The following is a 26,403-nucleotide window of genomic DNA, read 5'->3' on the forward strand; positions in this document are numbered from 1 at the left end:
GTGATCGTCACCGTCACGCCGAACACCGCGCTGGACGTAACGTACACAGTGGACGGTCTGCGGGCCGGTGACGTGCACCGGGTGCGGGAGGTGCGGCACCGGGCGGGCGGCAAGGGCGTCAACGTCGCCCGGGTGCTGCACACGCTCGGCGCCGACGTCCGCGCGCTCTTCACGGCGGGCGGCGCGACGGGCGCCGCCGTCGTGGGCGATCTCGCGGCGGCGGGCATCCCGGCCACCGCCATTCCGATCGGCGGCGAGACCCGGCGCACCATCACGGTTCTCGCGGACGACGGATCGGTCACGCTGCTGAACGAGCCAGGGCCCCGGCTCACCGGAAACGAGTGGCAAACGTTTGCCGCGGCCGTCCGGGCCCGCAAGCCCGACGTGCTCGTCTGCTCGGGCAGCCTTCCTCCCGGAGCCGGGGGATACGCCGGGCTGTTCGGCGACGCACCGTCCATCTTGGACACTTCCGGAGAAGCGCTGCTCGCCGGGCTGGCGGGGAAACCGTCCGTGGTCAAACCGAACGCCGACGAACTGCGCGAGGTCACCGGGCTGCGGGATCCGGTGGCCGCCGCGGCCGAACTGCGCAAGGCCGGGGCCGGTGCCGTCGTCGTGTCGCTGGGTGCCGAAGGACTGCTGGCGGTGACCGGCTCCGGCACCTGGCACGCGGCACCGTCCACTGTGCTCACTGGCAACACCACTGGCGCCGGTGACGCCGTCGTCGCCGCGCTGGCACTGGGGCTGAGCCGCGCCGAATCCTGGCAGGACATCCTGCGCCGCGCCGTCGCGTTGTCCGGGGCGGCCGTGCTCGGCCCGCTCGCCGGGGACGTCGACCTCGCGCACTACCGAGCCGAACAGGGGCTGGTCGCCGTGCGCGCCCGCCCGGACTAGGAGTCTGTCATGCCTCTGGTGGGAACCGGGGAGATCGTCGGAGCCGCCGCGGCGGCCCGGCACGGCTGCGGCGCGTTCAACGCGATCCAGCTCGAACACATCACCGCGATCATCGACGGCGCCGCCGCGGCGGAAGCACCGGTGATCGTGCAGCTGAGTCAGAACGCCGTGAAGTACCACGGCTCGCTGGCGCCGGTCGGTACAGCCGCTCTCGCGGCGGCCAGAGCGGCCACAACGCCGGTCGCGGTCCATCTCGACCACGCGGAATCGGCCGATCTGGTCCGTGAGGCGGTCGCGCTCGGCTTCGGCTCCGTCATGTTCGACGCGTCCAAACTGGACTACACGGACAACGTGCGCGCCACGCGGGAAGTCGCCGCGTACTGCCATGACCACGGGGTGTGGGTGGAGGCCGAACTCGGCGAGGTCGGCGGCAAGGACGGCGTCCACGCGCCCGGCGCGCGTACCGATCCCGACGAGGCGGCGGAGTTCGTCGCGTCCACCGGGATCGACGCGCTGGCGGTGGCGGTGGGCAGTTCGCACGCCATGCTGACCCGTGACGCCGCGCTGGACTTCGAGCTGATCGCGCGGCTGCGGGAAAAGGTGCCGGTGCCGTTGGTGCTGCACGGATCGTCCGGCGTGCCCGACGCAGGGCTGGCCGAAGCCGTCCGAGCCGGGATGACGAAGATCAATATCGCCACCCAGCTCAACAAGGTGTTCACCGCGGCCGCGGCGGAGGATTGGCGCGCGCATCCTGAGCGTGTCGATCCGCGGAAATACCTCGGTGCCGGGCGCGCCGCGGTCGCCGTCGAGGTGCGGCGGCTGCTGGGAGTGCTCAAGCTTGATCATGTTGAACCGGTCAAGGTGACGATTGAGCAGACTTTGCGCGATTGAGTGTTGACATGTGCGTGAAACCTCACAAAACTGCGCAAGAACAAGCAGAACTTGTGTGATCTTCGATCCAGGTGGTGGCGGATGCGGGTAGGCAGGCTCACGACAGTGATGTCAGCGACGGCAGGGGCGGCGCTCCTGCTCGCGGGATGCGGCGGCGGGGAGACGGCCGGTGGCACCGGCGAGAACGCGCTCCCGGGCGTCGATCAGTTCCTCAACGCGCCCTGTCCGGAGGCGGGGGTGAAACCCGCGACGGACAAGGAATTCACGTACTGGTCCATGTGGACGGCCGACGAGCCGCAGGGCAAGGTCCTCCAGAAGGCCTTCAAATGCTTCCAGGAGAAGACCGGCGTCAAGGTCGACGTGCAGTGGCTGGGCCGCAAGGCCTACACCCAGAACCTGGTGCCCGCGCTGAACACCGACGCCGTGCCGGACCTGTTCGACCAGGACGTCAGCAAGGTCGGCGCGGCGGTCATGACGCCGGGTGGCACGCAGAGCGTCGACGACGTGTTCGCGATGAAGGTCGGTGAGGGCGACAAGACCGTCAAGGACGTGCTTTCGCCCAGCTCGTACGACTTCCCGCAGAACAAGGACCGCGAGGGCCACAACTTCATGGTCCCGTACACGATCCAGTCGAGCGCCTGGTGGTTCAACAAGGACACCGCCGGCGACATCCAGCAGCCGAAGACGATGGACGAGCTGATCGGCCTGTTCGACAAGGCGAAGTCCGATGGCAAGGCCGCGATCAGCCTCGACGGCGACATCCCGTTCTACAACATGTACTTCTACACCCAGCTCGCCGAGCGGTACGTCGGCGCGGGCGGGCTGTACAAGGCCGCGACCGACAAGACCGGCCAGGCGTGGAAGACCGACCCCGGTTTCCTCAAGGCCGCCACCGAAACCGCGAAGCTGCCCAAGTACTTCATCGACGGCTGGGACGCGGCGAAGTTCCCGCAGGTGCAGCAGCGCTGGGCCGACGGCGACTCCCGGTTCCTCTACGTCGGCAGCTGGGCACCGAGCGAGACCCGCGAGTACCTGGACAAGCAGGGCGCCGGGACGAAGATCAACTACGGCTCCTTCCAGTTCCCGATGCCCGAAGGCGCCACGCACGACACCGTCGAGCAGATGTCGATCGGGTTCTCGGTGACCAAGAAGGCCAAGCACGCCGAAGCGGCCAAGGCGTTCATCGCCTACTTCCTCAACAAGGACCTGCTCGCCGGGATCCCCGTGGTGGCCGACAACCTCGTGCCGCGGGCGGACCTCGCCGTGCCGGACGACCTGAAGCAGGTCAAGGCCGCGCTGGACGACCCGAAGAAGGAGCACGTCCTGCAGTACGACGGGATCGACGGCATCGCCGGCGGCAAATGGCAGACCGACGTCTTCGACCCCGCCGACATCGCGCTGCTGAAGGGCCAGATCACCCCGCAGCAGTTCGTGGACCAGCTCGCCGCCAAGGGTGCCGAATTCTGGAAGAACCAGGGCTGATGGCGACAGTCACGACTCCGGCGAAACCGCCGGCGCGGGCCGTGAAGGCCGGGGCGCACCTGAGTCGCAAGAAACGGCTGTTCTGGCCGTTCGCCGCGCCGGCGCTGGTGTTGTACCTGGCCTTCCTGGTCCTGCCGACGATCGCGACCGTCGTGCTGAGCTTCACCAGCTGGGCCGGGGCGGGGGACACGCCGGAACCCAACGGCGTCACCAACTACACGCAGATGTGGGCGAGCGATTCGTTCCAGTACGCCTTCCGCAACACGCTGATCTACGTGTTCCTCGGCGGCATCGGCACGTTCGCGCTGGCGTTCCTGTTCACCATGGTGCTGCGGGACATGAAGGGCGGCAAGATCGTCCGCGCCATCCTGTTCTTCCCGAACATCGTGGCGCCGGTGGCGCTCGGCATGTTCCTCGGCTTCGTCTTCAAGTACCAGCCGGGGAAACAGGGACTGGCGAACTACGTGCTGGAAAGCCTCGGCGCGGACGCGGCGAAGTTCCTCGCACCGTCCAATGTGACCGGTGTGGTGACGGCTTCGCTGATCTGGGCCAGTTCGGGTTTCTACATCACCATCCTGATGGCCGCGGTCGACCGCATCCCGCCGTACCTCTACGAGGACGCGGAGCTGGGCGGCGCGTCGCCGTGGCAGAAGTTCAAGAGCATCACGCTGCCGATGACCTGGGACGTCGTCGGTGTCGCGGGGGTGCTGTGGACGATCAACGCGCTCAAGATCTTCGAGCTGGTGTTCGTGCTGGCCGGTCCGGGCACCTACGCCCCGCCCAACGAGGCGTGGACGCTGGGGGTCTACGTGTTCGACCGGACCTTCGGCTCGAACGGCACCCCGGACTTCGGCGCCGCCTGTGCCTGCGCGGTGGCGATGATCGTGCTGGTGTCCGTGCTCGTCGTCCTGCTCCGCCGGTTGATGCGCCGTGACGCGATCCAGTTCTGAGGGAGACGAAATGTCCGTCACCGACGTCGAGGCGCCCGCGCGGCGAGCGGCGAAACCGGTGCGCAAGCCGCCACGCAAACCACGTCCGGCCCCCGGTTCCAAACGGTTCAGCCCGTTGCGGGTACTGGGTTCCACGATCGTGTGGCTGTTCACCGCAGGCAACATCCTGGTGCTGTACTGGCTGCTCACGGCGTCGTTCAAGACACCGGTGGAGATCTTCACCAAGCCGTTCGACCTGCCGTATCAATGGTTCAAGGTCGGCAAGCCGTTCCGGAACTTCATCTACGCCTGGAACAACGCCGGTTTCGGCGAGGCCGTGCTGACCACCGTGGTCCTGGTCGGGCTGGCGACGGTCGTCACGGTCGCCGTCTCGGCGCCCTGCGCGTACGCCCTGACCAGGCTCGGCGTCCGCGGCGCCGGGCCGATGACGAACGTCGTCGCGATCGGCATGGGCGTGCCGTTCCAGACCGTGATCATCCCGCTGTTCGTGGTGCTCAGCAAAGTGCACCTGGACAACGAATACGGCCTGTTCGTGCTGTACGTGGCGCTGTCGATCCCGTTCACGGTGTTCCTGATGACCGGGTTCTTCCGGTCGCTGCCGGACGAACTGGAGGAGGCGGCCGCGCTCGACGGCGCGTCGCCGATGCGCACGTTCTTCTCGGTCATGCTGCCGCTCACCCGGGGCGGCATGATCACCGCGCTGACGCTGAACGCCATCGGGCTGTGGAACGAGACGCTGCTGGCGATCGTGTTCCTCAAGGACCAGGCGCATTTCACGCTGTCGCGCGCGCTCTTCACCTTCTACGGGGCGGCGAGCTACCAGTCGGAGTACGGCGGACTGATCGCCGGTGTGGCGATCGTCGTGCTCCCGATGCTCGTGCTCTACCTCGTGCTCGCCCGCCGGATCATCACCGGCCTGACCCTCGGCGCCGGAAAGTAGGACCTGATGGCCACCGTGACCTTCTCCGACACCACCCGGTTCTACGCCGGGGTGGACCGTCCCGCGGTCGACGGCCTCGACCTCGAGGTCGCCGACGGCGAGTTCCTGGTGCTGGTCGGCCCGTCCGGCTGCGGGAAGTCGACCACGCTGCGGATGCTCGCCGGGCTGGAAGGCGTCGACGACGGCTCCATCCACATCGGCGACCGCGACGTCACCGAACTGCCGCCGAAGGACCGGGACATCGCCATGGTGTTCCAGAACTACGCGCTCTACCCGCATATGACGGTGGGGGAGAACATCGGCTTCCACCTGAAGCTGGCCAAGATGCCCAAGGCCGAACGCGAGCGCAAGGTGGCCGAGGCCGCGGCCGTGCTCGACCTGACCGAGTACCTGGACCGCAAACCCGCGAAGCTGTCCGGCGGTCAGCGGCAGCGGGTCGCGATGGGGCGGGCGATCGTGCGCGAGCCCAGTGTGTTCCTGATGGACGAGCCACTGTCCAACTTGGACGCCAAGCTCCGCGTACAGACGCGCACCCAGATCGCGTCCCTGCAGCGGCGGCTGGGCATCACCACGCTCTACGTCACGCACGATCAGGTCGAGGCGATGACCATGGGAGACCGGGTGGCCGTGCTGAAGGACGGGATCCTTCAGCAGTGCGACACGCCGGTCGGGTTGTTCGCCAAGCCGGTCAACGTGTTCGTCGCCGGGTTCATCGGCTCGCCCGCGATGAACCTGCTGGAGACCACTGTGGACAGTGATGGTGCCGTCGCCGGTGGGACGCGGCTTCCGCTGACCCCGGCGCAACGTTCGGCGCTGACCGGGCCCGGCATCGTCGTCGGCGTCCGGCCAGAGGGCTGGACGATCGGCGACGGCGGTTTCGAGGCCATCGTCGAGGTCGTCGAGGAACTGGGCAGCGACCAGTACCTCTACTGCCGTGACGGCGAACGCGTGCTGACCGTCCGCACTCCCGGGATGGCCCCGTGGCAGCGCGGCGAGCCGATCTCCCTGACCCCGCAACCGGGTGCGGTGCACCTGTTCGACGCCGCGACCGGTGACAGGCTCCCGGACGCATGACCAGCCTGTATCGCACCGGGCTGGTGCTCCCGGCCGCCGAGCTGGGGCCGGAGAACCCGTTGCCCCCGCTCCGGAAACCGGAGGCCGTGGCCAAGGTGTCCAATGTGGACGAGCTGCCGCCGGACCTGGCGGAGAACATCGGCTACGGCCGCCTGGACACGACGTTGCCGTGCCTGCTGCAGGACGGCTACACCCGCGAGCGCATCGAGCGTGAACTCCCGGCGGTGGTGCTGGAGAACGACAAACTCCGCGCCACCGTGCTGCCGTCGCTGGGCGGACGGCTGTATTCACTGGTCCACAAGCCGTCCGGACGTGAGCTGCTCTATCGCAACCCGGTGTTCCAGCCCGCGAACCTCGCTCTGCGGGACGCGTGGTTCGCCGGCGGTGTCGAGTGGAACCTCGGCAGCACCGGGCATACGACGCTGACCTGCGAGCCGATGTTCGCCGCGGAGATCGACGGCCCGGACGGTACACCGGTGCTGCGCCTGTGGGAGTGGGAACGCACCCGCGACCTGCCGTACCAGGTCGATTTCTGGCTGCCGGAAGGGTCGGAGCAGCTGCTCGTGGCGGTGCGCGTGCGCAACCCGCATCCCTACGACGTCCCGGTGTACTGGTGGTCGAACATCGCGGTGCCGCAGAACGAGGGCACCAGGGTGCTGGCGCCCGCGACGCAGGCGTGGCATTACGGCTATTCGGGACGGCTCGACCTGGTCGACGTGCCCGGCGAGCTGACCTATCCGGCGCGTGCCGAGGCCGCGGCGGACTACTTCTTCGAGGTGACCGGTCGACCGTGGGTCGCGGCCGTCGAAGCCGACGGGACCGGGCTCGCTCAGCTGTCCACCAGCCGGTTGCGCGGCCGGAAGCTGTTCCTGTGGGGCGAATCCACCGGCGGACGTCGCTGGCAGGAGTGGCTGGCGCCGGAGGCAGGGGGCTATCTGGAGATCCAGGCCGGGCTGGCCCGCACCCAGCTGGAGCACCTGCGGTTGCCGCCGGGGGAGAGCTGGGACTGGCTGGAGGCCTATGGTCCGGTCGCCGCCGATCCGGCCGCGGTGCACGGTGACGACTGGACGGCGGCTCGCGAAGCCGTCGCCGCCGGTCTGCCGTCGGCGGAGACCATGGACGAGCTCCACGACGCGTGGCGGAAGATCGCCGACGTCACTCCGGAATCCTTCCTGGCCACCGGTTCCGGCTGGGGTGCGCTGGAGAACCGGCGCGCGCCCATGTGCCTGCCCGGCACGCCGTTCCCGGACGAATCGCTGGGGCCGGACCAGGAGCCGTGGCTCGCGTTGCTCGACGGGACGCCGCCGGACGGCGATCCGCTCGCCGTCCCTCCGGCGACGCTGGTGAACCGGTACTGGGCGGATCTCATGGAGTACGCCCCGAAGAACTGGCTGACCTGGTATCACCGCGGCGTCGCGCACTGGGCGGCCGGACGGCAGTCGGACGCGGTCCGTGCCTGGCGCGAGTCCGTGTCGGCGGCCGAGAACCCTTGGGCGTTGCGGAATCTCGCGATCGCCACGGCCGGGCACGAGGCCGCCTGGCTGTACCGGCGGGCGGTCGCCCTGGCGCCGTCACTGCGTCCTCTGGTCGTCGAGGCCATCGCGGCGCAACTCGCCGCGGGGCTCCCGGACGAAGCGAGTGTGCTGCTGGACGGACTGCCCGTGGAAGGACGGATCGCGCTCCTGACCGCCCGGACCAGGCTCGCCCTCGGCGACACCGCCGGGGCCAAGGCCGTGTACGACAGCGGTTTCGAGGTCGCGAACATCAGGGAAGGGGAAACGTCTTTGTCCGACACCTGGGCGGCGGTTTCCGACGAACCGTTGCCGGAACAGCACGACTTCCGGATGAAGTGACCGGCCGGGCCACTCGACCGGCGTGCCGCTCGCGGCGGACAACCGCGATGCAGCATACTGCTCGAAACAGTGGCCAACAGCGCACCGGTATGCGCGATAGGCCGCAGCGAGCTAGGAGTGGCGCCGATGGCCCGGCACGAACGGCTGAGCACCCTGCTGGACCTGCTGGGGCAGCGGGAGAAGATCGACGTCGAGGACGTGGCGGAGGAATTGAACGTCTCCGCCGCCACGATCCGGCGCGACCTCGATCACCTGGCGGAGCAACAGTTGCTCACCCGCACCCGAGGTGGCGCGGTGGCCAACGACCTCGCCTACGACCTGCCGTTGCGCTACAAGACCGCGCGGCACGTGCCCGAGAAGCAGCGGATCAGCGTCGCCGCGGCGGCGCTCGTCGCGCAGGGCATGGTGGTCGGCCTCAACGGCGGGACGACGACGGCCGGGGTCGCGCGCTCGCTGGCGACCCGGTCCGATCTGGCCGGACGCGGTGATTCGCCGGGGCTGACGGTGGTCACCAACGCACTGAACATCGCGCACGAACTCGCGGTCCGGCCGCATGTGAAGATCGTGGTGACCGGTGGTGTCGCGCGTCCCCAGTCGTTCGAGCTCAGCGGTCCGCTGGCCACGCGCGTGCTCAGCGAGCTGACGATCGACCTGCTGTTCCTCGGGGTCGACGCGTTCGATGCCGACGCCGGCGCGTTCGCCCACCACGAGGGCGAGGCGAGTATCAACCGGCTGATGGTCGAACGGGCGGAACGCGTCGTCGCCGTCGCCGACGGTTCGAAGCTGGGCCGCCGGGCGTTCGCGCGGATCTGCGCGACGCCGCAGGTGCATGCGCTGGTGACCGATTCGAACGCCGACCCGAAGGTGCTGCGGGCGTTCGAGGCCGCGGGCGTCGAGGTCCAGGCGGTCTGACCTCTCCGGTCCCGAGTGTCATGAAAGGGCCGTTCAGGACAAAAGATGTCCTGAACGGCCCTTTCATGACATCCGGGACACGCACACCCGTTGCCCCATAAGGATCTTCGCGCGACCCGACGAAAGTCGGCAGCACCGCTTCGGCGGATGACTTTGCGCGAACCGTGCGCTATACAGAGACCCTATTGCGTATTCATGCGCGAAAGGTGTCTCGAATGAGCAGAGTTGCGCAATCCCTGAGTTGTTTGGCCGCAGTGGCCCTTCTCGGGCTTTCCCCGGTCGCCGCCCACGCCGACCCGGCCGCGGCGGCGTCCGGGAAGCTGGGCGATTTGACCGGGATCTCGACCGAAGGCCCCACCGTCACGCTGAAATCGGGAAGCGCCGCGGTGCGGGTCGGCTTCCCGGCCGAAGGTGCCGTCCGGGTCTGGCTGGCGCCGGACGGCACGTTCACCGATCCCGCCGGGAGCAAGATCGTGCTGCCGCGCCCCGGTGCCCCGGTGACGCCCAAGACGGCCGACAAGGGGGACTACTGGGCGGTTTCCACGGCCAAGGCGACGTTGCGGGCGTACAAGCATCCGCTGCGCCTGGCGTTGTACGACGGCGCGGACCGCAAGCGGCTCTGGGAGGAGTCGGCGCCGCTGTCCTGGACCGACAAGCAGACCACGCAGACCCTGGCGCGGACGGCGACCGAGCAGTTCGTCGGCGGCGGCGAGCAGAACGGCCGTTTCAGCCACCGGGGCCAGACCATCCGGATCTTCGCCGACTACAACTGGAACGACGGCGGGGCCCCGAATTCGCAGCCGTTCTACGCCTCGACGGCGGGATACGGCGTGCTGCGCAACACCTTCGCGCAAGGCACCTACGCCTTCACCGAGCCGGTGCGCACCACACACGACGAACGCCGCTTCGACGCGACGTACGTCGTCGGCGACGGGCTCAAGGACGTCATCACCGGCTACACCGATCTGGTCGGGAAGCCTTTCCTGCCACCGCTCTACGGGCTCGAACACGGTGACGCCGACTGCTACCTGCACAACGCCAACCGCGGGGAGCGCCACACGCTGGACGCGGTGAAGATCGCGGAGGGCTACACCGAGCACGGCATGCCCAACGGCTGGATGCTCGTCAACGACGGCTACGGCTGTGGCTACGAAAACCTCCAGCAGACGGGCGAAGGTCTGCGCAAGAACAACATGCAGCTGGGCCTGTGGACCGAGAACGGCGTGCCGAACCAGGTCGAAGAGGTCAAGGCAGGGGTGCGGGTCCGCAAACTCGACGTCGCGTGGGTCGGCCCGGGCTACCAGTTCGCGCTGGACGCCTGCGACACCGCGCACAAGGGCATCGAGGACAACAGCGACGCGCGCGGCTTCGTCTGGACGCCGGTCAGCTGGGCCGGCGCGCAGCGTTGCGGCGTGCTGTGGAGCGGTGACCAGGCCGGTTCCTACGACTACATCAAGTGGCAGATCCCGACCTACGCCGGTGCCACGACGTCGGGGATCGCGTACAACACCGGCGACATCGACGGCATCTTCGGCGGCAGCCCGCAGACCTACGTCCGCGACCTGCAGTGGAAGGCCTTCCTGCCGGTCTCGATGACGATGGACGGCTGGGCCGCGTCGGACAAGCAGCCGTGGCGGTACGGCGAGCCGTACACCTCGATCAACCGCAAGTACCTGCTGCTCAAGGAGCGGCTGCTGCCCTACACCTACAGCCATTCGGTGGAGGCGCACAAGTCCGGTGTCGGCCAGGTGCGCCCGCTGGCGCTCGAATACCCCGACGACCCGAACGTGTGGGGCGAGCAGGCGAAGTACGAGTTCCTGTCCGGCAAGGACTTCCTCGTCGCGCCGGTGTACGAGAACTCCACCGTCCGCAACGGCATCTACCTGCCGAAGGGCACCTGGGTCGACTACTGGAGCGGCAAGACCTACACCGGTCCGACCACTGTGGACGGTTACGACGCGCCGCTCGACACGCTGCCGTTGTTCGTCCGCGCCGGTGCCGTGGTGCCGATGTGGGCCGAGGGCACGAAGTCGTGGCAGACGCGGGACAAGGGCGTGCTCGATCTCGACGTCTACCCGCAGGGCAAGGGTTCGTTCACGCTCACCGAGGACGACGGCGTGACCAGGGCGTACAAGAACGGCGACCAGGCGGAGCAGACCTTCACCGTGGACGCGCCGACGTCCGGGCTCGGCACGGTGACGGTCGGGATCGGGGCCAGTTCCGGTTCCTACGCCGGGAAACCCGCGTCGCGGAACTACCAGTTGACCGTCCACACGGGAAGCAAGCCCGCGACGGTACTGGCCGGGAATTCGGTCCTGCGCCAGTACGGCAGCAAGGCCGAACTGGACGCGGCGCCGTCGGGCTGGTGGTTCGATCCGGCCACCGGCGGGGTCGCGCGGGTCAAGACCGGCAAGATCGGCGCCGGTGACCGTCAGGACGTCCGGTTGTTCGGCACGAGCGCGGTCGGCGGGATCTTCCCCGAGGACCGCGACGGCTCGGTCACCCTCTCCGTCCCGGCGGTCGCCGGTCCCGGGCAGACCGCGACGGGCACGCTGAGCTTCACCAACGGCACACCGCTGCCGGTCCGGGACGTCACGTTCTCCTTGCCCGCCACTGGCTTCCGTGCCGAGGTGCCTGCGGGCCCGCGGCTGGTGATGCCCGGCGCGACGGTGCGTGTGCCGGTGAAGGTGACGCCGGACGCTGGCATCAAACCGGACGACTACCAGCTCACCGCGTCGGCGTCGTACAAGGCGCGGCTCGGGGAGAACCGGGTCACCGACTCGGTGACGGTCACCGTCCCGCACGGTTCGCTGGCCGCAGCCTACGGCAACGTCGGCGTGACCGACGCGGCCCACGTCGCGGTGGGGGACATCGACGGCGGCGGCAGCAGTTTCCGGGCGGAGGGCCTCGCCGAGGCAGGGCTCAAACCGGGCGCGGGCTTCTCGGCGCTCGGTGCGCGGCTGACGTGGCCGCAAACCGGTTCGGGACAGAAGGACAACGTCCTCGCGTCCGGCCAGACCATCGCGGTGCGCGGTACCGGGGCGAAACTCGTGCTGACCGGAACCGGTACCGGCACGGCGAAGGGCACGGTCGTCGTCCGCTATGCCGACGGCAGCACCAGCCAGGCCGAACTGGGCTTCCCCAACTGGTGCTGCGCCGACCCCGCTCAGTACGGCGCGACGACGGTGGCGACGGTGATGGGCAAGAACACCCGCACCGGGGCCGCGTATCCGACCACGCCGTACCGGGTGTTCGCGAACTCCGTGCCGCTGACCGCGGGCAAGGAGGTCGTCGCGGTGACCTTGCCGTCGAACAGCGCGATGCACGTTTTCGCGGCGGGCATCGGCTGAGTCAGGCGGCCACGGGAGTCCACAAGGCATCGATGGCGCGCTCCGCCTCGGCCTGGCTCTCGTCGGCCAGCGGGATGAGGTCCGCCATCGCCGGGTTGACCTTCGCCATGGTCAGCTCGGCGGTGACGAACCGCGGCTCGAGCCCGGTCAGCGAAAGACCGTGGGGGATCCAGGACTGCGCGTGGTCCCAGCCCTCGCGGGGCGTGCCCGCGCCGTATCCGCCGCCGCGGGCGGCGAGGACGATGAAATCGCGTCCGCCCAGGAGGCCTTCCCTGGTCTCCATGTCGATCGACAGCCCGGGTGCGATCAGGTGGTCCACCCAGGCCTTGACCGTGCTCGGCGGGCCGAAGTTGTACAGCGGCAGGCCCAGCACGATCGTGTCGGCCGCCTTGACCTCGTCGACGAGGTCCTTGATGAGCCGCCAGGCCGCGGCCTGCTCCGGCGTGTGCTGCTCCGGCGGCACCGTCCTGGCGACGTTGGTGACCGCGTCCAGATGCGGCAGCGGGTCGGTGCCCAGGTCGCGATAGGTGACGGTGCCTTCCGGATGCGCCGCACGCCAGGCCGCGGCCGCCCGCGCGGTGAGGCGACGGCTGGTCGAGTGCTCGCCCGTGATGCTGGAGTCGATGTGCAGCAGGTTCGTCATACGTACCATCTTGCATAGATAGTTTGTGTAACGCAAACCATTGATGCTGTGGTGGTCATCATGTGGGAACGTACACTTGACGAGTGTCCGAACTCCCGGTCGTGAACCAGCCCCCGCACCGCTGCGGCGCGCTGCTCGACCACGTCACCCGCCGCATCCGGCTGCGCAGCGAGTCCGTCCTGGCCCCGCTCGGCCTGCGCCCCCGGCATCTCGTCGCGCTGACCGTGCTGCGGGACCTCGGCGGCTGTTCGCAGCAGGACCTCGCGAAGACGCTGGAGATGGACAGCACGAACGTCGTCGGGCTGCTGAACGACCTCGAATCCGCGAACCTCATCGAACGCAGGCGGTCACCGGAGGACCGGCGGCGGCATATCGTCGAACTCACCGACGTCGGTGCCAAGCAGCTCGTCAAGGCCGAGTTCGCCCTCGCCGGAGTCGAGGACGAGGTGCTCGGCGCGCTCGACAACGGCCAGCGCGAAACGCTGTACAACCTGCTGTACCAGGCGGCGGGTCACGCCGAAGCCGCCGCCTGCGTCGAATCCGTCCACATCGACGACTGCTAGCCGAACAGGTCGTGAAGCTGCTCCGTGGCTTCAGCGCCGTACATGACGCTCCCGACCGGAACCTCGCTTCCCACGGCCTCGATCACGCGTGCCGTCCAAACAGGACCGAAGGCGCCGCACAGCTCGATCAGCTGCGCCCCTTCGTCGACCAGTCGCCGGGCCGCGGCGACGACCTGGTCCACGCGGCCGACCCCGATCAACACCGTCAGGCATTCCCCACTGTCCACACGGGACACGTCCCGCGCCGGGTCGCAGCCGTCGGCCAAATACACGAAACCCCACTGTCGCATGACGATTCTCCTTCGTTCTCGAACACCGTGAGGTAATCGCGAAACGAGGACGTCGTCCACGAGGCGGATCCGAACGGCCGTTCGCCGTCACCGAACAGGAGAGGTCGGGCGAACGGCGCCGAAATCCGTTGTGGGCGCCGTCATACGAGCGCCGCGATCCGCTCCGAGGATTCGTGCGCCGGATCCCATACGAGCGCGTGCCGGACGACAGGCGCGTCCCGCAGCGGCAGCCGCCGCAGACCTTCGGCCGCTTCCTCCTCGGGGCGCAAGGCGACGACTTCGCCGCCGTACCGCAGTTCGGCGACGAACAGCGATCGCCGTGGCGGCCCGGAACGTACGCGAGCCGGCCGCCAGCCCGCCGCCGCGCAGTCCGCGAGCAGCGCGTCGTGATACCCCGGGGCCAGGTCCCGTTCGTACAGAAGGAGGTCCAGCCCGGCCAGGTCCTCCCAGCCCACGGAGTCCTGCCGGGCGAGCGGGTGGGTGTCCGCGACGAGCACCCCCAGCGGCCGCTCGCTCACGATGACCACGCGCAGGCCGTCCACGTTCTCCGGAAGGGCGAGCAGTCCGGCGTCGAGCGCGCCGCGGCGGAGGAGTTCGAGCTGCCGTGCCGCGGAGAGGTCGTCGATCTCCACCGCCTCCGCGTACAGGGCGGAAAGCACGACCGCCGGCGCGCCCGGCGTCACGCCGATGCGGAGCGGCCGGCCCACGGTGTCGCGGACGGCCCGCGCGCCGAGGTCGGCCTCCTCCAGCATCCGCCGGGCGTGCGGGAGCAGCGCCAGCGCGGCGGCGGTGGGTGTCATCCCGGCCTGGGTGCGGACGAACAGTGTCGCGTCCAGTTCCCGTTCCAACGCGATGATCTGCTGGCTGAGCGACGACGCCCGGATGCCGAGGCGCTCTGCCGCGCGGGTCAGATGCCCTTCCTCCACCACGGCGCACAGATATCGAAGACGTCGTAACTCCACAGCCGCACATTAGCCCCGGACCGGGCAGAATCGACGGGGTGAGTGAATGGCGCAACACCACGCACGACTGGGCCGGTTCCGTGGATCTCGACCATCTGGCGCGCATCCGCCGGAACCCTGGGGAGTTCGCTCCCGACGGCGTTCCCCACCTCGTCCTCGAAGTGCTCGCCTATGCGGCGGAGGAGGCCGAAAGCACCGGCGGCGGGCATGCCGTCGTCACGGTCCATCCCGACGGCTCGATCTCCGTGGCGGACGACGGGCGGGGCACCGACACCCGCGCCGACGGCCACGGCGGCTTCGTGAAGAAGCCGGTCATGTCGACCAAGGATCTGCGTTTCTTCGATTCTCCCGAGGTGCAACGGCTCCCGGACGGTCATCCGCGCCGCGGTGTGTCGGTCGTGGCCGCGCTGAGCGACTGGCTCGTGCACACCAACCGGCGTCGCAACGGTTCCTGGACCCAGCGTTACGAACGCGGCGTCCCGGTCACCGACCTGTCGCCGATCACCGACGACGGTACGACCGGCACGACGGTGCGTTTCCTGCCAGGGCAGGAGATCGGCCCCCTGCGACTGCCGGAGGCCGGCGACTGGCCTCACCTGAGCGTGGAGGTAGTCCGATGAGAAAGCGCCTGACACTGGCGGCTTCGCTCCTGGTCCTGCTCGCCGGGTGCTCCACCGAGCAGGAGCAGCTGCCCGCCAAACCCGTCTACGACCTCCCCGCGCGGGAGGTCCGGCCGGACGAGACCGCGCTGCACCTGCCGCCCGCGCTCAACGGGGAGACCGAGTTCTCCCTCATCGGGCTGGCCGCCGGGTTGCCCAGCCTCACCGGCAGCCACGCCGAATTCGAAGCGAAGGGGCAATTCGTCCGGCTCCGGCTGGTGGTCACGGGCAAGGGTCTGTCCGGCATCCTCTTCGACACCCGGCGCCAGCAGCTGATCACCGATTCCGGCGCGGTGATCGCGGTCGACAACCAGGCGATGACGATCAAACGGCAGCCGGACAAGTTCGAACTGGGACGCGGCGTGCGGGTCGAGTTCGATCTCTACTTCGACCTTCCCAAGGAAGCGAAACCCGTGCTGCTGCGGGCTTTCGGCGGTCCGACGCTGACCGACATGAAGAACCTCACGGGCACCGACATCAAGCTGGCATGAAAAGGGCCCCGCCGCGGAAACGACGGGGCCCTCCTCGAAAAGGCGTCAGACGCCCAGGTCGCCACCGAGATAGGCGGCCCGCACCTGCGGGTCGTCCAGCAGCTCGGCACCGCGGGCGCTCTTGACCACTTCGCCGGTCTCCAGCACGTACGCGCGGTCGGAGAGCTTCAGCGCCTGCTGCGCGTTCTGCTCCACCAGCAGGACCGTGGTCCCGCGCTTGTTGATCTCGCGGATGATGTCGAAGATCTGCGCGATCAGCATCGGCGCCAGGCCCATGGACGGCTCGTCGAGCAGCAGCACCTTGGGCTTGGTCATCAGCGCGCGGCCGATGGCGATCATCTGCTGCTCGCCACCGGACATCGTGCCGCCGAACTGGGTCTTGCGCTCGTTCAGCCGCGGGAACAGCTCGTAGACCTCGGCGAGGTCGGCCTTCAGATCGTCCTTGCGGGTGTAGGCACCCATCAGGAGGTTCTCCTGCACCGTCATGCCGGGGAACACACCCCGGCCTTCCGGTGACTGGCCGATCCCGAGCTCGACCCGTTTGTGGCCGGGCGTCTTCGAGATGTCCTTGCCGTCGAAGAGGATCCGGCCGCTGGTCAGCGGACGCAGCCCCGAGATCGTCTTCAGCGTCGTGGTCTTGCCGGCACCGTTGGCCCCGATGAGCGAAACGATCTCGCCCTCGCCGACCTCGATGCTCATTCCCTTGAGCGCGGCGATCTTCCCGTAGTGGACGTTGATGTCCTGAACCTCAAGAAGCATCTTCCGCCACCCCCAGGTAAGCCTCGATCACCTTCTGGTTGTTCTGCACCTCGTGGGGGAGCCCTTCTGCGATCTTCTGGCCGAAGTCGAGCACGGCCAGCCGGTCGGCGATCTGCATGACCAGGCCCATGTCGTGCTCGATGAGCAGTACGGTGCGGCCGTCGTCGCGGATCTTGCGGATCAGTTGCTGCAGCGAGTTCTTCTCCGCCGGGTTCATGCCGGCGGCGGGCTCGTCGAGCAGCAGCAGCTTCGGGTCGGTCGCGAGCGCACGCGCGATCTCCAGACGGCGCTGATCGCCGTAGGAGAGGTTCTTCGCGGTGTGGTGCTCCACCCGGCCGATGCCGACGAAGTCCAGCAGTTCCCTCGCCAGCTCGCGGCCCCGCTTCTCCTCCTTGCGGTGGACGGGCAGGCCCAGCGTCGCCGAGATCGCGCCGGTCTTGTGGTGCGAGTCCGCACCGACCATCACGTTCTCGAGTGCCGACATGTTGTGGAACAGCCGGATGTTCTGGAACGTCCTGGCGATCCCGGCCTGGTTGATCTTGAACCGCTTCATCCCGTCGACCCGGGTGTCGCCGAAGCGCACCTGGCCTTCGGTCGGCTTGTAGACACCGGTGATCACGTTGAAGACCGTGGTCTTCCCGGCGCCGTTCGGGCCGATGAGCGCGAAGATCTCACCCTGGTCGATGGTGAGGTTGACTTCCTTCAACGCCGTGACGCCGCCGAAGCGCATCGTCACGTTGTCGAATGTGAGCAGTGCGCTCATTTCGTCACCTCCGCCGAAGCCTCGGAATCCGGACCCGCGACTTCGGCGCCCATGGCACCCATCCCGCCCGTTCCTTCTCGTAGTTCCGCCTTGCGCTGCCGCGACGGCAGCAGACCCTCCGGCCGCAGCGCCATCATCAGCACCAGCACGCCACCGAAGATCAGGATGCGGTACTCGGACAGGAACCGGAACCGCTCCGGGAGCCAGGCGACCAGGAAGGCACCGAGGATGACGCCCGGCAGGTTGCCCGCACCACCGAGCACCACGGCCGCGAGGATGGTCGCGGACAGGATGAACGGGAAGTTGTTCGGTTCGATGAAGACGGCCTTGCTGGCGTAGACCACACCGGCCATTCCGCCGAGCATGGCGCCGATGGCGAACGCCAGCAGCTTGAACTTGAACGTCGGGACACCCATCAGCTCGGCGGCGTCCTCGTCTTCGCGGATCGCCGCCCACGCCCGGCCGACCCGGCTTCGGTGCAACCGCACCGAGAAGACGATCGCGATCACGATCGCCGCCACGATCAGGTAGTAGTACGGCGCCGGGTCGAGCAGGAACTCGGTCCCGAACATCGGCTCCGGGTGCGGGACGTTGGTGATGCCGCGGGCACCGCCGATGCCGTCGGTGTTCGTCGCGGTGATGCGGACGATCTCACCGAACCCGAGTGTCACGATGGCCAGATAGTCACCGCGTAGCCGGAGTGTCGGAGCGCCGAGGATCACCCCGGACATCGCCGCCAGGAAGATGCCGAGGACGAGGCTTCCCCAGAAACTCCAGCCGTATTTGGTGCCCATCACGGCGAGGGTGTAGGCGCCGATCGCGAAGAACGCGACGAAACCGAGGTCGAGCATGCCCGCGTGGCCGACGACGATGTTCAGGCCGATCGCCAGCAGGATGTACGTCCCGACCGGGAAGATCAGGACCGTGGTCCAGTCCGATTCCGGCGACATGAACGAACCGATCGCCGGCGCCGGCAGGATCAGCGCGCCGATGATCAGGGCGAGGTACACGCCATAACGTTGCCAATGCGGAGCACCGGCCCACCAATCCCGCAGACCGTCGACGGGGTGGAACCCGGCGCGCGCGGGCTTTCCGTTCTCTGAGGACTTTTCAGCCACTTGTTCGTTGCCCTTCATGCGCGTGCCCGCTGCAGCGATTCACCGAGGATGCCGGTGGGACGGAACATCAGGACCAGCACCAGCACCACGAAGGCGGTGACGTCCTTCCATTGTGAACCGAAGAAGATGGAACTCCAGTTCTCCACCAAGCCGAGCACGATGCCACCGAGCAGCGCGCCGCGCAGGTTGCCGATACCGCCGAGCACGGCGGCGGTGAACGCCTTGATACCGAGGAGGAACCCGATGCGGTAATCGGTGTTCTCGTACTCCATGACGTACAGCGCGGCCGCGACACCGGCCATCGCGCCACCGAGCAGGAAGGTGAGGCGCACGATCTTGTCGATGCTGACACCCATCAGCACGGCGGCTTCGGGATCCTGTGCCGTGGCACGGATACCGCGGCCGATGCGGGTGCGGCTGACCAGCTGGTCGAGGGCGATCATCATGATCACGGCGCCGACGATGACGAACACGTGGTCCGTGCGGACCACGCCGTTGCCGATGTGGAAGAGCTCCTCGTGCGGGATGAACCGCGGCGCGTTCTGTTGCACACGGCCGGATTTGCCCGTGATCCATTCGATGATCTCCAGGCCGAACAGCTCCTGGAGGAACAGCGAGGCGCCGATGGCGGAGATCAGGGCGGCGAGCCGGGTCGCGCCCTTCTTGCGGAGTGGCCGATACGCCACCTGCTCCAGCAACACCGCCGCGCCGCCCGATACGGCGGCCGAAGCGATGATGATCAGCAGTAGTACGGCGATCATCCCGAACACGCCGAGCGTGATCGGGGCGGTGCCGCCCGCGATGCTGATCAGGACGAACAGGGACGTGATCGTCCCGATCATGAAGATCTCGGAATGTGCGAAGTTGATGAGCCGGAGCACGCCGTAGACCATTGTGTAGCCGAGGGCGATGAGGGCGTAGATGCTTCCGGCGACCAGTCCGCCGATGGTGCTACCGAGGAACTGGGCTTGCAGATCTTGAAGCATGACGTGGATGCCTTACGGGACGGGGCGGATTCTTTCGCCACATTTGCGGGAAGCGGGGGTGCTGTGCTCGCACAGCGCCCCCGCTTCCGTTAGGTGTTCGTACCTGCTCCGTCAGCCGTTGAGCTTGGCTTCGGTCGAGGCGCCGAGGTTCTTGATGACGCCACCGGTGACCTGGTAGACGTAGATCGCGTTCGTCTGCGGCTCGCCGTTCTCCTTGAACTTGATCTGCTTCGAGACACCCTTGAAGTCGATCGTCTTCAGGAACTCGTTGATCTTCTCCGAGGTGGTGTTGCCCGCCTTGACCGCGTTGATGATGGCGGTCGCCGCGTCGTAGCCCTCGGTCGCGTAGATCGCCGGGTCGACGTTGTACGCGGCCTTGTACTTGGTGACGAACTCGTCGCCCGTACCGGCGTCCTTGATGTTGCAGGGGCAGCCGATGACGGCCTTCTCCGCGGCCGCGGCACCCGCGCCGCTCACGAGCTGGGCGTCGAGCGAACCGTCGCCGGTGGCGAAGGTGGCGGAAACCTGGCTGTCACGCAGCTGCTTGAGCAGACGGCTGCCCTGGGCGTAGTAGCCACCGAAGAGGATGACGTCCGGGTTCGCGGCCTTGACCTTCTGCACGGTCGAGGAGTAGTCCGACGCGTCCTTGGCGAACTTGTCGCGGTCGACCGGGACGTTCTTCTCCTTGAAGGTCTTCTCGAAGGCGTCCGCGAGGCCGACGCTGTATTCCTGGTCGTCCGAGATGACGTAGGCCTTCTTCGGCGACTTCGCCGTGATGAGGAAGTTGGCGATGGCCGGGCCCTGGTCGTTGTCGTTCGCGACGACGCGGTGCCAGTACTTCCAGCCGTTGGCCGCCAGGCCCGGGCCCGTCGCCGAGGGCGAGACACTCGGGATCTTGTTCTGCTCCAGCTGACCACCGATGGCCTTCGACTCACCGGAGAAGGCCGGGCCGATCAGGGCGGTGATCTTGTCCTGGCCGACGGCGGTCGCGATCAGCGACGTCGCCTGCTCGGGCTTGCCCTGGCTGTCGTATTCCTTGAGCTCCAGCTTCGTCGCCGGGTTCGTCTTGTTGTACTCGTCGATAGCGAGCTTGGCGCCGTTGCGGGGCGGGATCACGATCCCGGAGTTCTCACCGGTGAGGTCACCCATGAACCCGATCTTCAGCGTGCTGCTGTCACCGCTGCCGGACGAGCTGCTGCCGCCGGCACAGCCCGCCAGCGCCAGCGACGCAGCCGCCGCGACGGCGAAAACCCGTCCAAAACGCACTCCTGACACCGACTACCTCCCATGACCAACCAGCCGCCGGTAGGCGTTGCCCCCGACACAGGGGCTAGGTTAGGGCAGGAAGATATCCCCCTACGCCATGATCTGCCCAGACGCCCATCACTCTGTGTCCACATCGTGACGGTCGAAACCAGAACGAATTGCACGAAAAGGCGAATGTTGCCGGTTGGCGAGTCTTCGCTGGTCACGCTGGGGATTCACCGCTACCACGTCGATCATGCTCGTGGGTAATGATCGTGTTTCGGCCGCGTATCTTGCGCTTTTTCAGCTCCTTCGAGGGCGGCCGTTCGTCGTAGCAATGCTGCCCCAAAGGGCGTCAACGGTGCCCCCTCTTCCTTCGGCAGCATGACAACCGATGGTTGTCACGGCGGTCCGAACGGCTGTTGGATCTCGGCCCTGACCTCGCGATTAGCTGTTCCCATGACGATGAGTACCGAAGCGATCGAAGGCGTGGCAGCAGGAGTTCCGTTCGTGGCGTTGCCGCCGTCGGACGGTGGGCGTCCGGCACCGTTGGTGCTGACCTGGCATCTGCTGGGCGCGCCGTTCAGCGAGGCGGCCATGGCGGCGGCGCTGCCGATGAGGGACCTGCACGCGTGGCGGGTGCACCTGGGGTTGCCGCTGACCGGGAAACGGTTCCCCGAAGGCGGTTTCGAGGGCTTCTTCCGGCTGGCGAGCGAGGACAACGTGCTCAACGTCGTCGAACCGCTCACCAGGCAGGTCGAGGCGGAGTTCCCGGCGGCGGTGGCGGAACTGCGCTCCCGCTTGTCCATTGAGGACGGTCCGGTCGGGCTGGTCGGCGGTTCGCAGGGCGGCGGGGTCGCGCTGCAGATGCTGACCCACGCCGAGATCGACGTGGCGGCCGCCGCGCTGGTGAACCCGGTGACCCAGCTGGCGCCGGTGATCGCGGCGAACGAGCGGGTCTACGACGTCACCTATCCCTGGTCGGACCGGTCCCGTGCGGTCGCGAACGAGTACGACTACGTGCGGCGGGCTGACGAACTGACCGCGCCGATCCTGCTCGTCATCGGCGAGGAGGACGACGTCTCGATCACCGAACCGGCCGAAGCCCTGCACAAGGCGCTGGGGGAGCGGCGATCCGAGCTCGTCACGATCCCGGGGATGGCGCACGAATTCGCCGAGGCCCCTGGCCTCGAACCCGCTCCGCAGACCGAGCACGCGAAGCTGGTCGACGCCGAGCTCACGCGCTGGTTCGCCCGGCACCTAGCTGTTTGAGGTCGTCGTCCGGCAGCCACGATCGGTCGGGATCGTAGGCGCACCAACCTTCTTCGTGGCTGGTCCGGCCCGCGAGCGCCAGCAGGCGCCGCAGGGCCGGGCCTTCGCCGCGGCGCCACACCACCGACCACGGGAACAGCGGCGACGGCTCGAACGGCAGGACTCGCAGATTCAGGTCGGACGCGAGGTCCATGTCGGCGCCGGCGAGAGTGACCCGCTGCTTTCCGTAGCGCGTCTGTTCCAGTGTGTGCCGGAGGTCGTAGCTGACCCCGGAGTCGTCGATCGGGACGTCGAATTCTTTGCATAGGCGTTGCAAATAAGAAAGCCATTCGACCGGGCCGCCCAATTGCGGAATCCAGATGCCCTCGTGCCGGAGATCGGACAATTTCAGGACATCGTTGTGCGCGAGCGGGTGTTCCGGCGCGAGAAGGGCGACCAGCGGTTCCAGCCGGACGAGCCGGTGTTCGAGTTCGGCGGGCACTTCGCGGCCGAGGTCCGCGACGCGGCCGAACGCGAGGTCGATCTCGCCGCGGACCAGCGGGTCGAGGGCGTTGGCCAGCCCGCGTCCGGCGACGCGCTCGACCGCCAGCGCCGGATCCCGCTGGGCGATGCGGCGCAACATGTACATCGGGGAGAGACGTGGATCGATGACGTCGAGGCGGGGCGGGCGGTCCTGAAGGCCCATCGCGGCGACGGCGGCGTCGGCCGCGCGGATCAGCTCGCGCGCGTGCGGGAGGAAACGGTCGCCGTCGGCGGTGAGCTCGACGGACCGGTTGGTGCGGCGGAAGAGCTGGACGGACAGGGCGTCCTCGAGCTTCCGGACCCGCTTCGACAGCGCTTGCTGGGTGAGGAACAGGGATTCTGCCGCGCGACCGAAATGGCCGTGGTCGGCGGTCGCGACGAACGCGCGCACCTGGGCAGTGTCGAGATCCACGTCTGTCAAAGTACGTGAAGGCCCCCTTCATGTACCTAGGCGCAATGAAGGGGGCCTTCACGGACTTCCGGTGCGCTCAGGCGCCCGGCGGCCGCTCCCGCACCACACAGGTCAGCCGCGCCGTGCACGACCGGCGCCCCTGGTCGTCGGTCAGCACGATCTCGGCGGTCACGGTCCCGCGTCCGACGTGCACCGGCGTCGCGACACCGGTCACCCGCCCGGACCGGACCGCCCGGTGGTGCGTGCACGAAAGCTCGAGCCCCATCGTCGCCTTGTCGGTGCCGGCGTTGAGCGCGCAGACCATCGAACCGAGCGCTTCCGCGACGACGGCGTTCGCGCCACCGTGGAGGAGGCCGTAGGGCTGGAGGTTGCCCTCTACCGGGATGCTGCCCACGACGCGTTCGGGACCGAATTCGCTGATCTCGAGCCCGAGTTTGTCGTTGAGCTGCTGTCCGGCGAAGGCCGGGTCGATCCCGGCGAAGGATTCGAGGGCTTGTTCGGTCACACAGAGCTCCTTAAACGACACGACAGGTAGGACTGTCAGACCCTCACCCTAGACTCGCTCCCGTGAGCCCGAGTGAGAACACGACCGTTGCCAACGCCACACCCGCCACCGCACAGGCCGAGCGGCCCAAACTGCTGCTGATCGACGGCCATTCGATGGCGTATCGCGCCTTCTTCGCGCTGCCCGCGGAGAACTTCAAGACGAAGACCGGGCAGACGACGAACGCGGTCTTCGGGTTCACCTCGATGCTCATCAACCTGCTGCGCGACGAGGCGCCGACCCATCTGGCGGTGGCGTTCGACCTCTCCCGCAAGACGTTCCGGTCGGAGACGTTCGCGGAGTACAAGGCCAACCGCAGCAGCACCCCGGACGAGTTCAAGGGCCAGGTCGGGCTGGTCGAGGACGTGCTCAGGGTCCTCGGCATCCCGGCGCTGACCAAGGAGAACTACGAAGCCGACGACATCATCGCCACGCTCACGACACAGGCGACCGCCGAAGGTTTCGACGTCCTCATCTGTACGGGCGACCGTGACGCGCTCCAGCTGGTGACCGACCAGGTCACCGTGCTGTACCCGAAGCGCGGCGTGTCGGAGATGACCCGGTTCACCCCGGCGGCGGTCGAGGAGAAGTACGGCCTCACGCCGGCGCAGTACCCGGACTTCGCCGCGCTGCGTGGCGACCCCTCGGACAACCTGCCCAGCATCCCCGGCGTGGGGGAGAAGACGGCCGCGAAGTGGATCCGGCAGTTCGGCTCCTTCAACGAGCTGATCGACCGGGTCGACGAGGTCAAGGGCAAGGTCGGCGACGCGCTGCGCGAGCACCTCGGCGCGGTGATGCTGAACCGCCAGCTCACCGAGCTGATCCGCGACGTCGAGCTGGAGCTCGGCCCGACGATGCTCGAGCTGCGCCCGTGGGACCGCGAGGCCGTCCACGCGCTGTTCGACGAGCTCGAGTTCCGCGTCCTGCGAGACCGGCTCTTCGCCACTCTGCAGAGCGCCGAGCCCGAGGCCGAGGAGGGTTTCGAGGTCAGCGGTTCGAAGCTCGCGCCGGGCGCCCTCACCGAATGGCTGTCCGCGCACACCGGCACGGACAAGCCGGTCGGCCTGGCGTTCCGGACCACCGGTGCCTCGGTCCGCTCGGACCTGAAGGCCATCACCTTCGCGGCCGCGGACGGCGAAGGCGCGTACGTCGACGTCACCGCGATGGACGCCGAGGACGACAAGGCGCTCACGGCCTGGCTCGCCGACGAGAAGATCCAGAAGATCGGTCACGAGCTCAAGGCCCCCCTGCACGCCGTCAAGGCACGAGGCTGGACGTTCGCCGGGCTCGTCATGGACACCGTGCTCGCGGCGTATCTGGTCCGTCCCGGCCAGCGCACCTTCGAACTCGACGACCTCGCCCTGAGGTACCTGCACCGTGAGCTCCGGTCCGAGGCCGACACCGGGGACGGGCAGCTTTCGCTGCTCGACGGCGGCGCCGAGGACATGGAGCAGAAGGAGATCCAGGCCGAGCTGGTCAAGGCCCGCGCGGTCGCCGAGCTCGCCGGCGCCCTGACCAAGGAGCTCGAAGAACTGGGCGGCGCGCAGCTGCTCGCCGAGCTCGAACTGCCGTTGCTGCAGGTGATCACCGGGCTGGAAGCGGCGGGTATCGCGGTCGACATCGAGCACCTGACCGACCTGGAAGCGCATTACCTCAGCCGGGTGACGCAGGCCGCGGAGGAGGCGTACGCGGTCATCGGCAAGCAGGTCAACCTCGGTTCGCCGAAGCAGCTGCAGGTCATCCTGTTCGACGAGCTCGGCATGCCGAAGACCAAGCGCACCAAGACCGGCTACACCACCGACGCCGAGGCGCTGCAGAGCCTGTTCGAGAAGACCGAGCACCCGTTCCTGCAGCATCTGCTGGAGCACCGGGACGCGACCCGCCTGCGCACCACGGTCGAGGGTCTGATCAAGTCGGTCGCCGACGACGGCCGCATCCACACCACGCTGCTGCAGACGATCGCCGCCACCGGGCGGCTCTCGTCGGTCGACCCGAACCTCCAGAACATCCCGATCCGCACCGAAGAAGGCCGCCGCATCCGCGACGCGTTCGTCGTCGGCGACGGGTACGCCGAGCTGATGACGGCGGACTACAGCCAGATCGAAATGCGGATCATGGCGCACCTTTCGCAGGACGAGGGCCTGATCCAGGCCTTCAACAGCGGCGAGGATCTGCACACTTTCGTGGCGTCGCGCGCGTTCTCGCTGCCGCCGGAGGAGATCACGCCGGAGCTGCGGTTCCGGGTCAAGGCGATGTCGTACGGCCTGGCGTACGGGCTTTCGGCGTACGGCCTTTCGCAGCAGCTGCGGATCTCCACCGAGGAAGCCAAAGAGCAGATGGAGGCGTACTTCTCCCGCTTCGGCGGCGTGCGCGATTACCTCCATTCGGTCGTGGGCGACGCGGCGAAGGTCGGCTACACCGAGACTATCTTCGGCCGCCGCCGCTATCTGCCCGACCTCAACAGTGACAACCGGCAGCGCCGGGAAATGGCCGAGCGGATGGCGCTCAACGCGCCCATCCAGGGCAGCGCGGCCGACATCATCAAGGTCGCCATGCTCAACGTGCACAAGGCGCTGACCGAGGCGAAATTGAAGAGCCGCGTGCTGCTGCAGGTCCACGACGAGCTCGTTCTCGAGGTCGCCGAAGGCGAACGCGAGCAGCTGGAAGCGTTGGTGCGCCAGGGAATGGGTTCGGCCTACGAGCTGGCGGTCCCGCTCGAGGTCTCCGTCGGGTACGGGCGGTCCTGGAACGACGCCGCGCATTAGCGTTACGCCTCGTGAGTGGTGATGACGGTTCCGACCGTCATCACCACTCACGATCGGTAGGGTCTT

Annotated in this window: 24 protein-coding genes; 14 read left to right on the forward strand and 10 right to left on the reverse strand. The window is 68.0% G+C overall.

Going from position 1 to position 26,403, the window contains the following annotated elements:
- The 9 genes from AJAP_RS13385 to AJAP_RS13425 all read left to right on the forward strand — a co-directional run bounded on the left by AJAP_RS13385 (position 1) and on the right by AJAP_RS13425 (position 12,343).
- Positions 1-891, forward strand: coding sequence for a 1-phosphofructokinase family hexose kinase (locus tag AJAP_RS13385; protein WP_038511242.1), 891 nt, complete (start codon positions 1-3; stop codon positions 889-891).
- 9 nt (positions 892-900) lie between these two features.
- Positions 901-1,782, forward strand: coding sequence for a class II fructose-bisphosphate aldolase (locus AJAP_RS13390; RefSeq protein ID WP_038511245.1), 882 nt, complete (start codon positions 901-903; stop codon positions 1,780-1,782).
- An 81-nt stretch (positions 1,783-1,863) separates the two neighbouring features.
- Positions 1,864-3,264: an ABC transporter substrate-binding protein gene (locus AJAP_RS13395; RefSeq protein WP_038511248.1), complete on the forward strand. Its 1,401-nt coding sequence runs from the start codon at positions 1,864-1,866 to the stop codon at positions 3,262-3,264.
- Positions 3,264-4,214, forward strand: a complete 951-nt coding sequence (locus AJAP_RS13400; RefSeq protein WP_038511251.1) for a carbohydrate ABC transporter permease — start codon at positions 3,264-3,266, stop codon at positions 4,212-4,214. The genes AJAP_RS13395 and AJAP_RS13400 overlap by 1 nt, the downstream gene beginning before the upstream one ends.
- A 10-nt stretch (positions 4,215-4,224) precedes the next feature.
- On the forward strand, positions 4,225-5,154 hold the full coding sequence (locus tag AJAP_RS13405) for a carbohydrate ABC transporter permease (RefSeq protein WP_038511254.1): 930 nt from the start codon (positions 4,225-4,227) through the stop codon (positions 5,152-5,154).
- Between the two features lie 6 nt (positions 5,155-5,160).
- The gene (locus AJAP_RS13410; RefSeq protein ID WP_038511256.1) at positions 5,161-6,228 is read left to right on the forward strand and encodes an ABC transporter ATP-binding protein; all 1,068 of its coding nucleotides are present in this window, start codon (positions 5,161-5,163) and stop codon (positions 6,226-6,228) included.
- Positions 6,225-8,081, forward strand: coding sequence for a DUF5107 domain-containing protein (locus AJAP_RS13415; protein WP_038511258.1), 1,857 nt, complete (start codon positions 6,225-6,227; stop codon positions 8,079-8,081). Before AJAP_RS13410 ends, AJAP_RS13415 begins: the two co-directional genes overlap by 4 nt.
- 126 nt (positions 8,082-8,207) lie before the next feature.
- A complete protein-coding gene (locus AJAP_RS13420) occupies positions 8,208-8,993 on the forward strand; it encodes a DeoR/GlpR family DNA-binding transcription regulator (protein WP_016335505.1) in 786 nt (261 codons plus the stop codon).
- A gap of 215 nt (positions 8,994-9,208) precedes the next feature.
- A complete protein-coding gene (locus tag AJAP_RS13425; protein ID WP_228694930.1) occupies positions 9,209-12,343 on the forward strand; it encodes a TIM-barrel domain-containing protein in 3,135 nt (1,044 codons plus the stop codon).
- Position 12,344: 1 nt separating this feature from the next.
- On the opposite strand, the gene AJAP_RS13430 is transcribed toward AJAP_RS13425, so the two are convergent.
- Positions 12,345-12,986, reverse strand: coding sequence for an FMN-dependent NADH-azoreductase (locus tag AJAP_RS13430; RefSeq protein WP_038511263.1), 642 nt, complete (start codon positions 12,984-12,986; stop codon positions 12,345-12,347).
- Positions 12,987-13,069: 83 nt separating this feature from the next.
- Here AJAP_RS13430 and AJAP_RS13435 point away from each other — a divergent pair, with 83 nt between their 5' ends.
- Positions 13,070-13,549 carry a MarR family winged helix-turn-helix transcriptional regulator gene (locus tag AJAP_RS13435; protein ID WP_038511266.1) on the forward strand — a complete coding sequence of 160 codons (480 nt, stop codon included), beginning with the start codon at positions 13,070-13,072 and terminating at the stop codon, positions 13,547-13,549.
- Here the strand turns inward: AJAP_RS13435 and AJAP_RS13440 are convergent.
- A complete protein-coding gene (locus AJAP_RS13440) occupies positions 13,546-13,839 on the reverse strand; it encodes a DUF6506 family protein (RefSeq protein ID WP_038511268.1) in 294 nt (97 codons plus the stop codon). The genes AJAP_RS13435 and AJAP_RS13440 overlap by 4 nt on opposite strands.
- Before the next feature lie 140 nt (positions 13,840-13,979).
- Positions 13,980-14,801 carry a LysR family transcriptional regulator gene (locus AJAP_RS13445; RefSeq protein WP_084098138.1) on the reverse strand — a complete coding sequence of 274 codons (822 nt, stop codon included), beginning with the start codon at positions 14,799-14,801 and terminating at the stop codon, positions 13,980-13,982.
- A 38-nt stretch (positions 14,802-14,839) separates the two neighbouring features.
- Here AJAP_RS13445 and AJAP_RS13450 point away from each other — a divergent pair, with 38 nt between their 5' ends.
- The gene (locus tag AJAP_RS13450; protein ID WP_228694931.1) at positions 14,840-15,421 is read left to right on the forward strand and encodes an ATP-binding protein; all 582 of its coding nucleotides are present in this window, start codon (positions 14,840-14,842) and stop codon (positions 15,419-15,421) included.
- Positions 15,418-15,951, forward strand: a complete 534-nt coding sequence (locus AJAP_RS13455) for a hypothetical protein (protein WP_038511273.1) — start codon at positions 15,418-15,420, stop codon at positions 15,949-15,951. Before AJAP_RS13450 ends, AJAP_RS13455 begins: the two co-directional genes overlap by 4 nt.
- Before the next feature lie 45 nt (positions 15,952-15,996).
- On the opposite strand, the gene AJAP_RS13460 is transcribed toward AJAP_RS13455, so the two are convergent.
- The 5 genes from AJAP_RS13460 to AJAP_RS13480 form a co-directional block, all read right to left on the reverse strand.
- Entirely contained in the window at positions 15,997-16,710 is a 714-nt protein-coding gene (locus AJAP_RS13460) for an ABC transporter ATP-binding protein (RefSeq protein ID WP_038511275.1), read from the reverse strand.
- Positions 16,700-17,473, reverse strand: a complete 774-nt coding sequence (locus tag AJAP_RS13465; RefSeq protein WP_038511278.1) for an ABC transporter ATP-binding protein — start codon at positions 17,471-17,473, stop codon at positions 16,700-16,702. The genes AJAP_RS13460 and AJAP_RS13465 overlap by 11 nt, the downstream gene beginning before the upstream one ends.
- Positions 17,470-18,609 carry a branched-chain amino acid ABC transporter permease gene (locus AJAP_RS13470; RefSeq protein WP_038511280.1) on the reverse strand — a complete coding sequence of 380 codons (1,140 nt, stop codon included), beginning with the start codon at positions 18,607-18,609 and terminating at the stop codon, positions 17,470-17,472. Before AJAP_RS13470 ends, AJAP_RS13465 begins: the two co-directional genes overlap by 4 nt.
- Positions 18,606-19,577 (reverse strand): branched-chain amino acid ABC transporter permease, encoded by a 972-nt coding sequence (locus AJAP_RS13475; protein WP_038511283.1) that lies wholly within the window; start codon positions 19,575-19,577, stop codon positions 18,606-18,608. Before AJAP_RS13475 ends, AJAP_RS13470 begins: the two co-directional genes overlap by 4 nt.
- Before the next feature lie 111 nt (positions 19,578-19,688).
- Positions 19,689-20,843 carry a branched-chain amino acid ABC transporter substrate-binding protein gene (locus AJAP_RS13480; RefSeq protein WP_038511285.1) on the reverse strand — a complete coding sequence of 385 codons (1,155 nt, stop codon included), beginning with the start codon at positions 20,841-20,843 and terminating at the stop codon, positions 19,689-19,691.
- A gap of 438 nt (positions 20,844-21,281) precedes the next feature.
- Between AJAP_RS13480 and AJAP_RS13485 the strand changes: the two genes are divergently transcribed.
- The gene (locus tag AJAP_RS13485) at positions 21,282-22,094 is read left to right on the forward strand and encodes an alpha/beta hydrolase family protein (RefSeq protein WP_038511288.1); all 813 of its coding nucleotides are present in this window, start codon (positions 21,282-21,284) and stop codon (positions 22,092-22,094) included.
- Here the strand turns inward: AJAP_RS13485 and AJAP_RS13490 are convergent.
- Together AJAP_RS13490 and AJAP_RS13495 are read right to left on the reverse strand one after the other, a co-directional pair.
- Positions 22,060-23,028 (reverse strand): LysR family transcriptional regulator, encoded by a 969-nt coding sequence (locus tag AJAP_RS13490; RefSeq protein WP_038511290.1) that lies wholly within the window; start codon positions 23,026-23,028, stop codon positions 22,060-22,062. The two genes, AJAP_RS13485 and AJAP_RS13490, sit on opposite strands and share 35 nt — an antisense overlap.
- A gap of 76 nt (positions 23,029-23,104) precedes the next feature.
- The gene (locus AJAP_RS13495) at positions 23,105-23,533 is read right to left on the reverse strand and encodes a PaaI family thioesterase (protein ID WP_038511292.1); all 429 of its coding nucleotides are present in this window, start codon (positions 23,531-23,533) and stop codon (positions 23,105-23,107) included.
- 62 nt (positions 23,534-23,595) lie between these two features.
- Between AJAP_RS13495 and polA the strand changes: the two genes are divergently transcribed.
- Positions 23,596-26,337, forward strand: a complete 2,742-nt coding sequence (gene polA / locus AJAP_RS13500; RefSeq protein WP_038511295.1) for a DNA polymerase I — start codon at positions 23,596-23,598, stop codon at positions 26,335-26,337.
- The last annotated feature ends 66 nt before the right edge of the window (positions 26,338-26,403 follow it).

This window comes from Amycolatopsis japonica, assembly GCF_000732925.1.
GTDB classification, from domain to species: domain Bacteria; phylum Actinomycetota; class Actinomycetes; order Mycobacteriales; family Pseudonocardiaceae; genus Amycolatopsis; species Amycolatopsis japonica.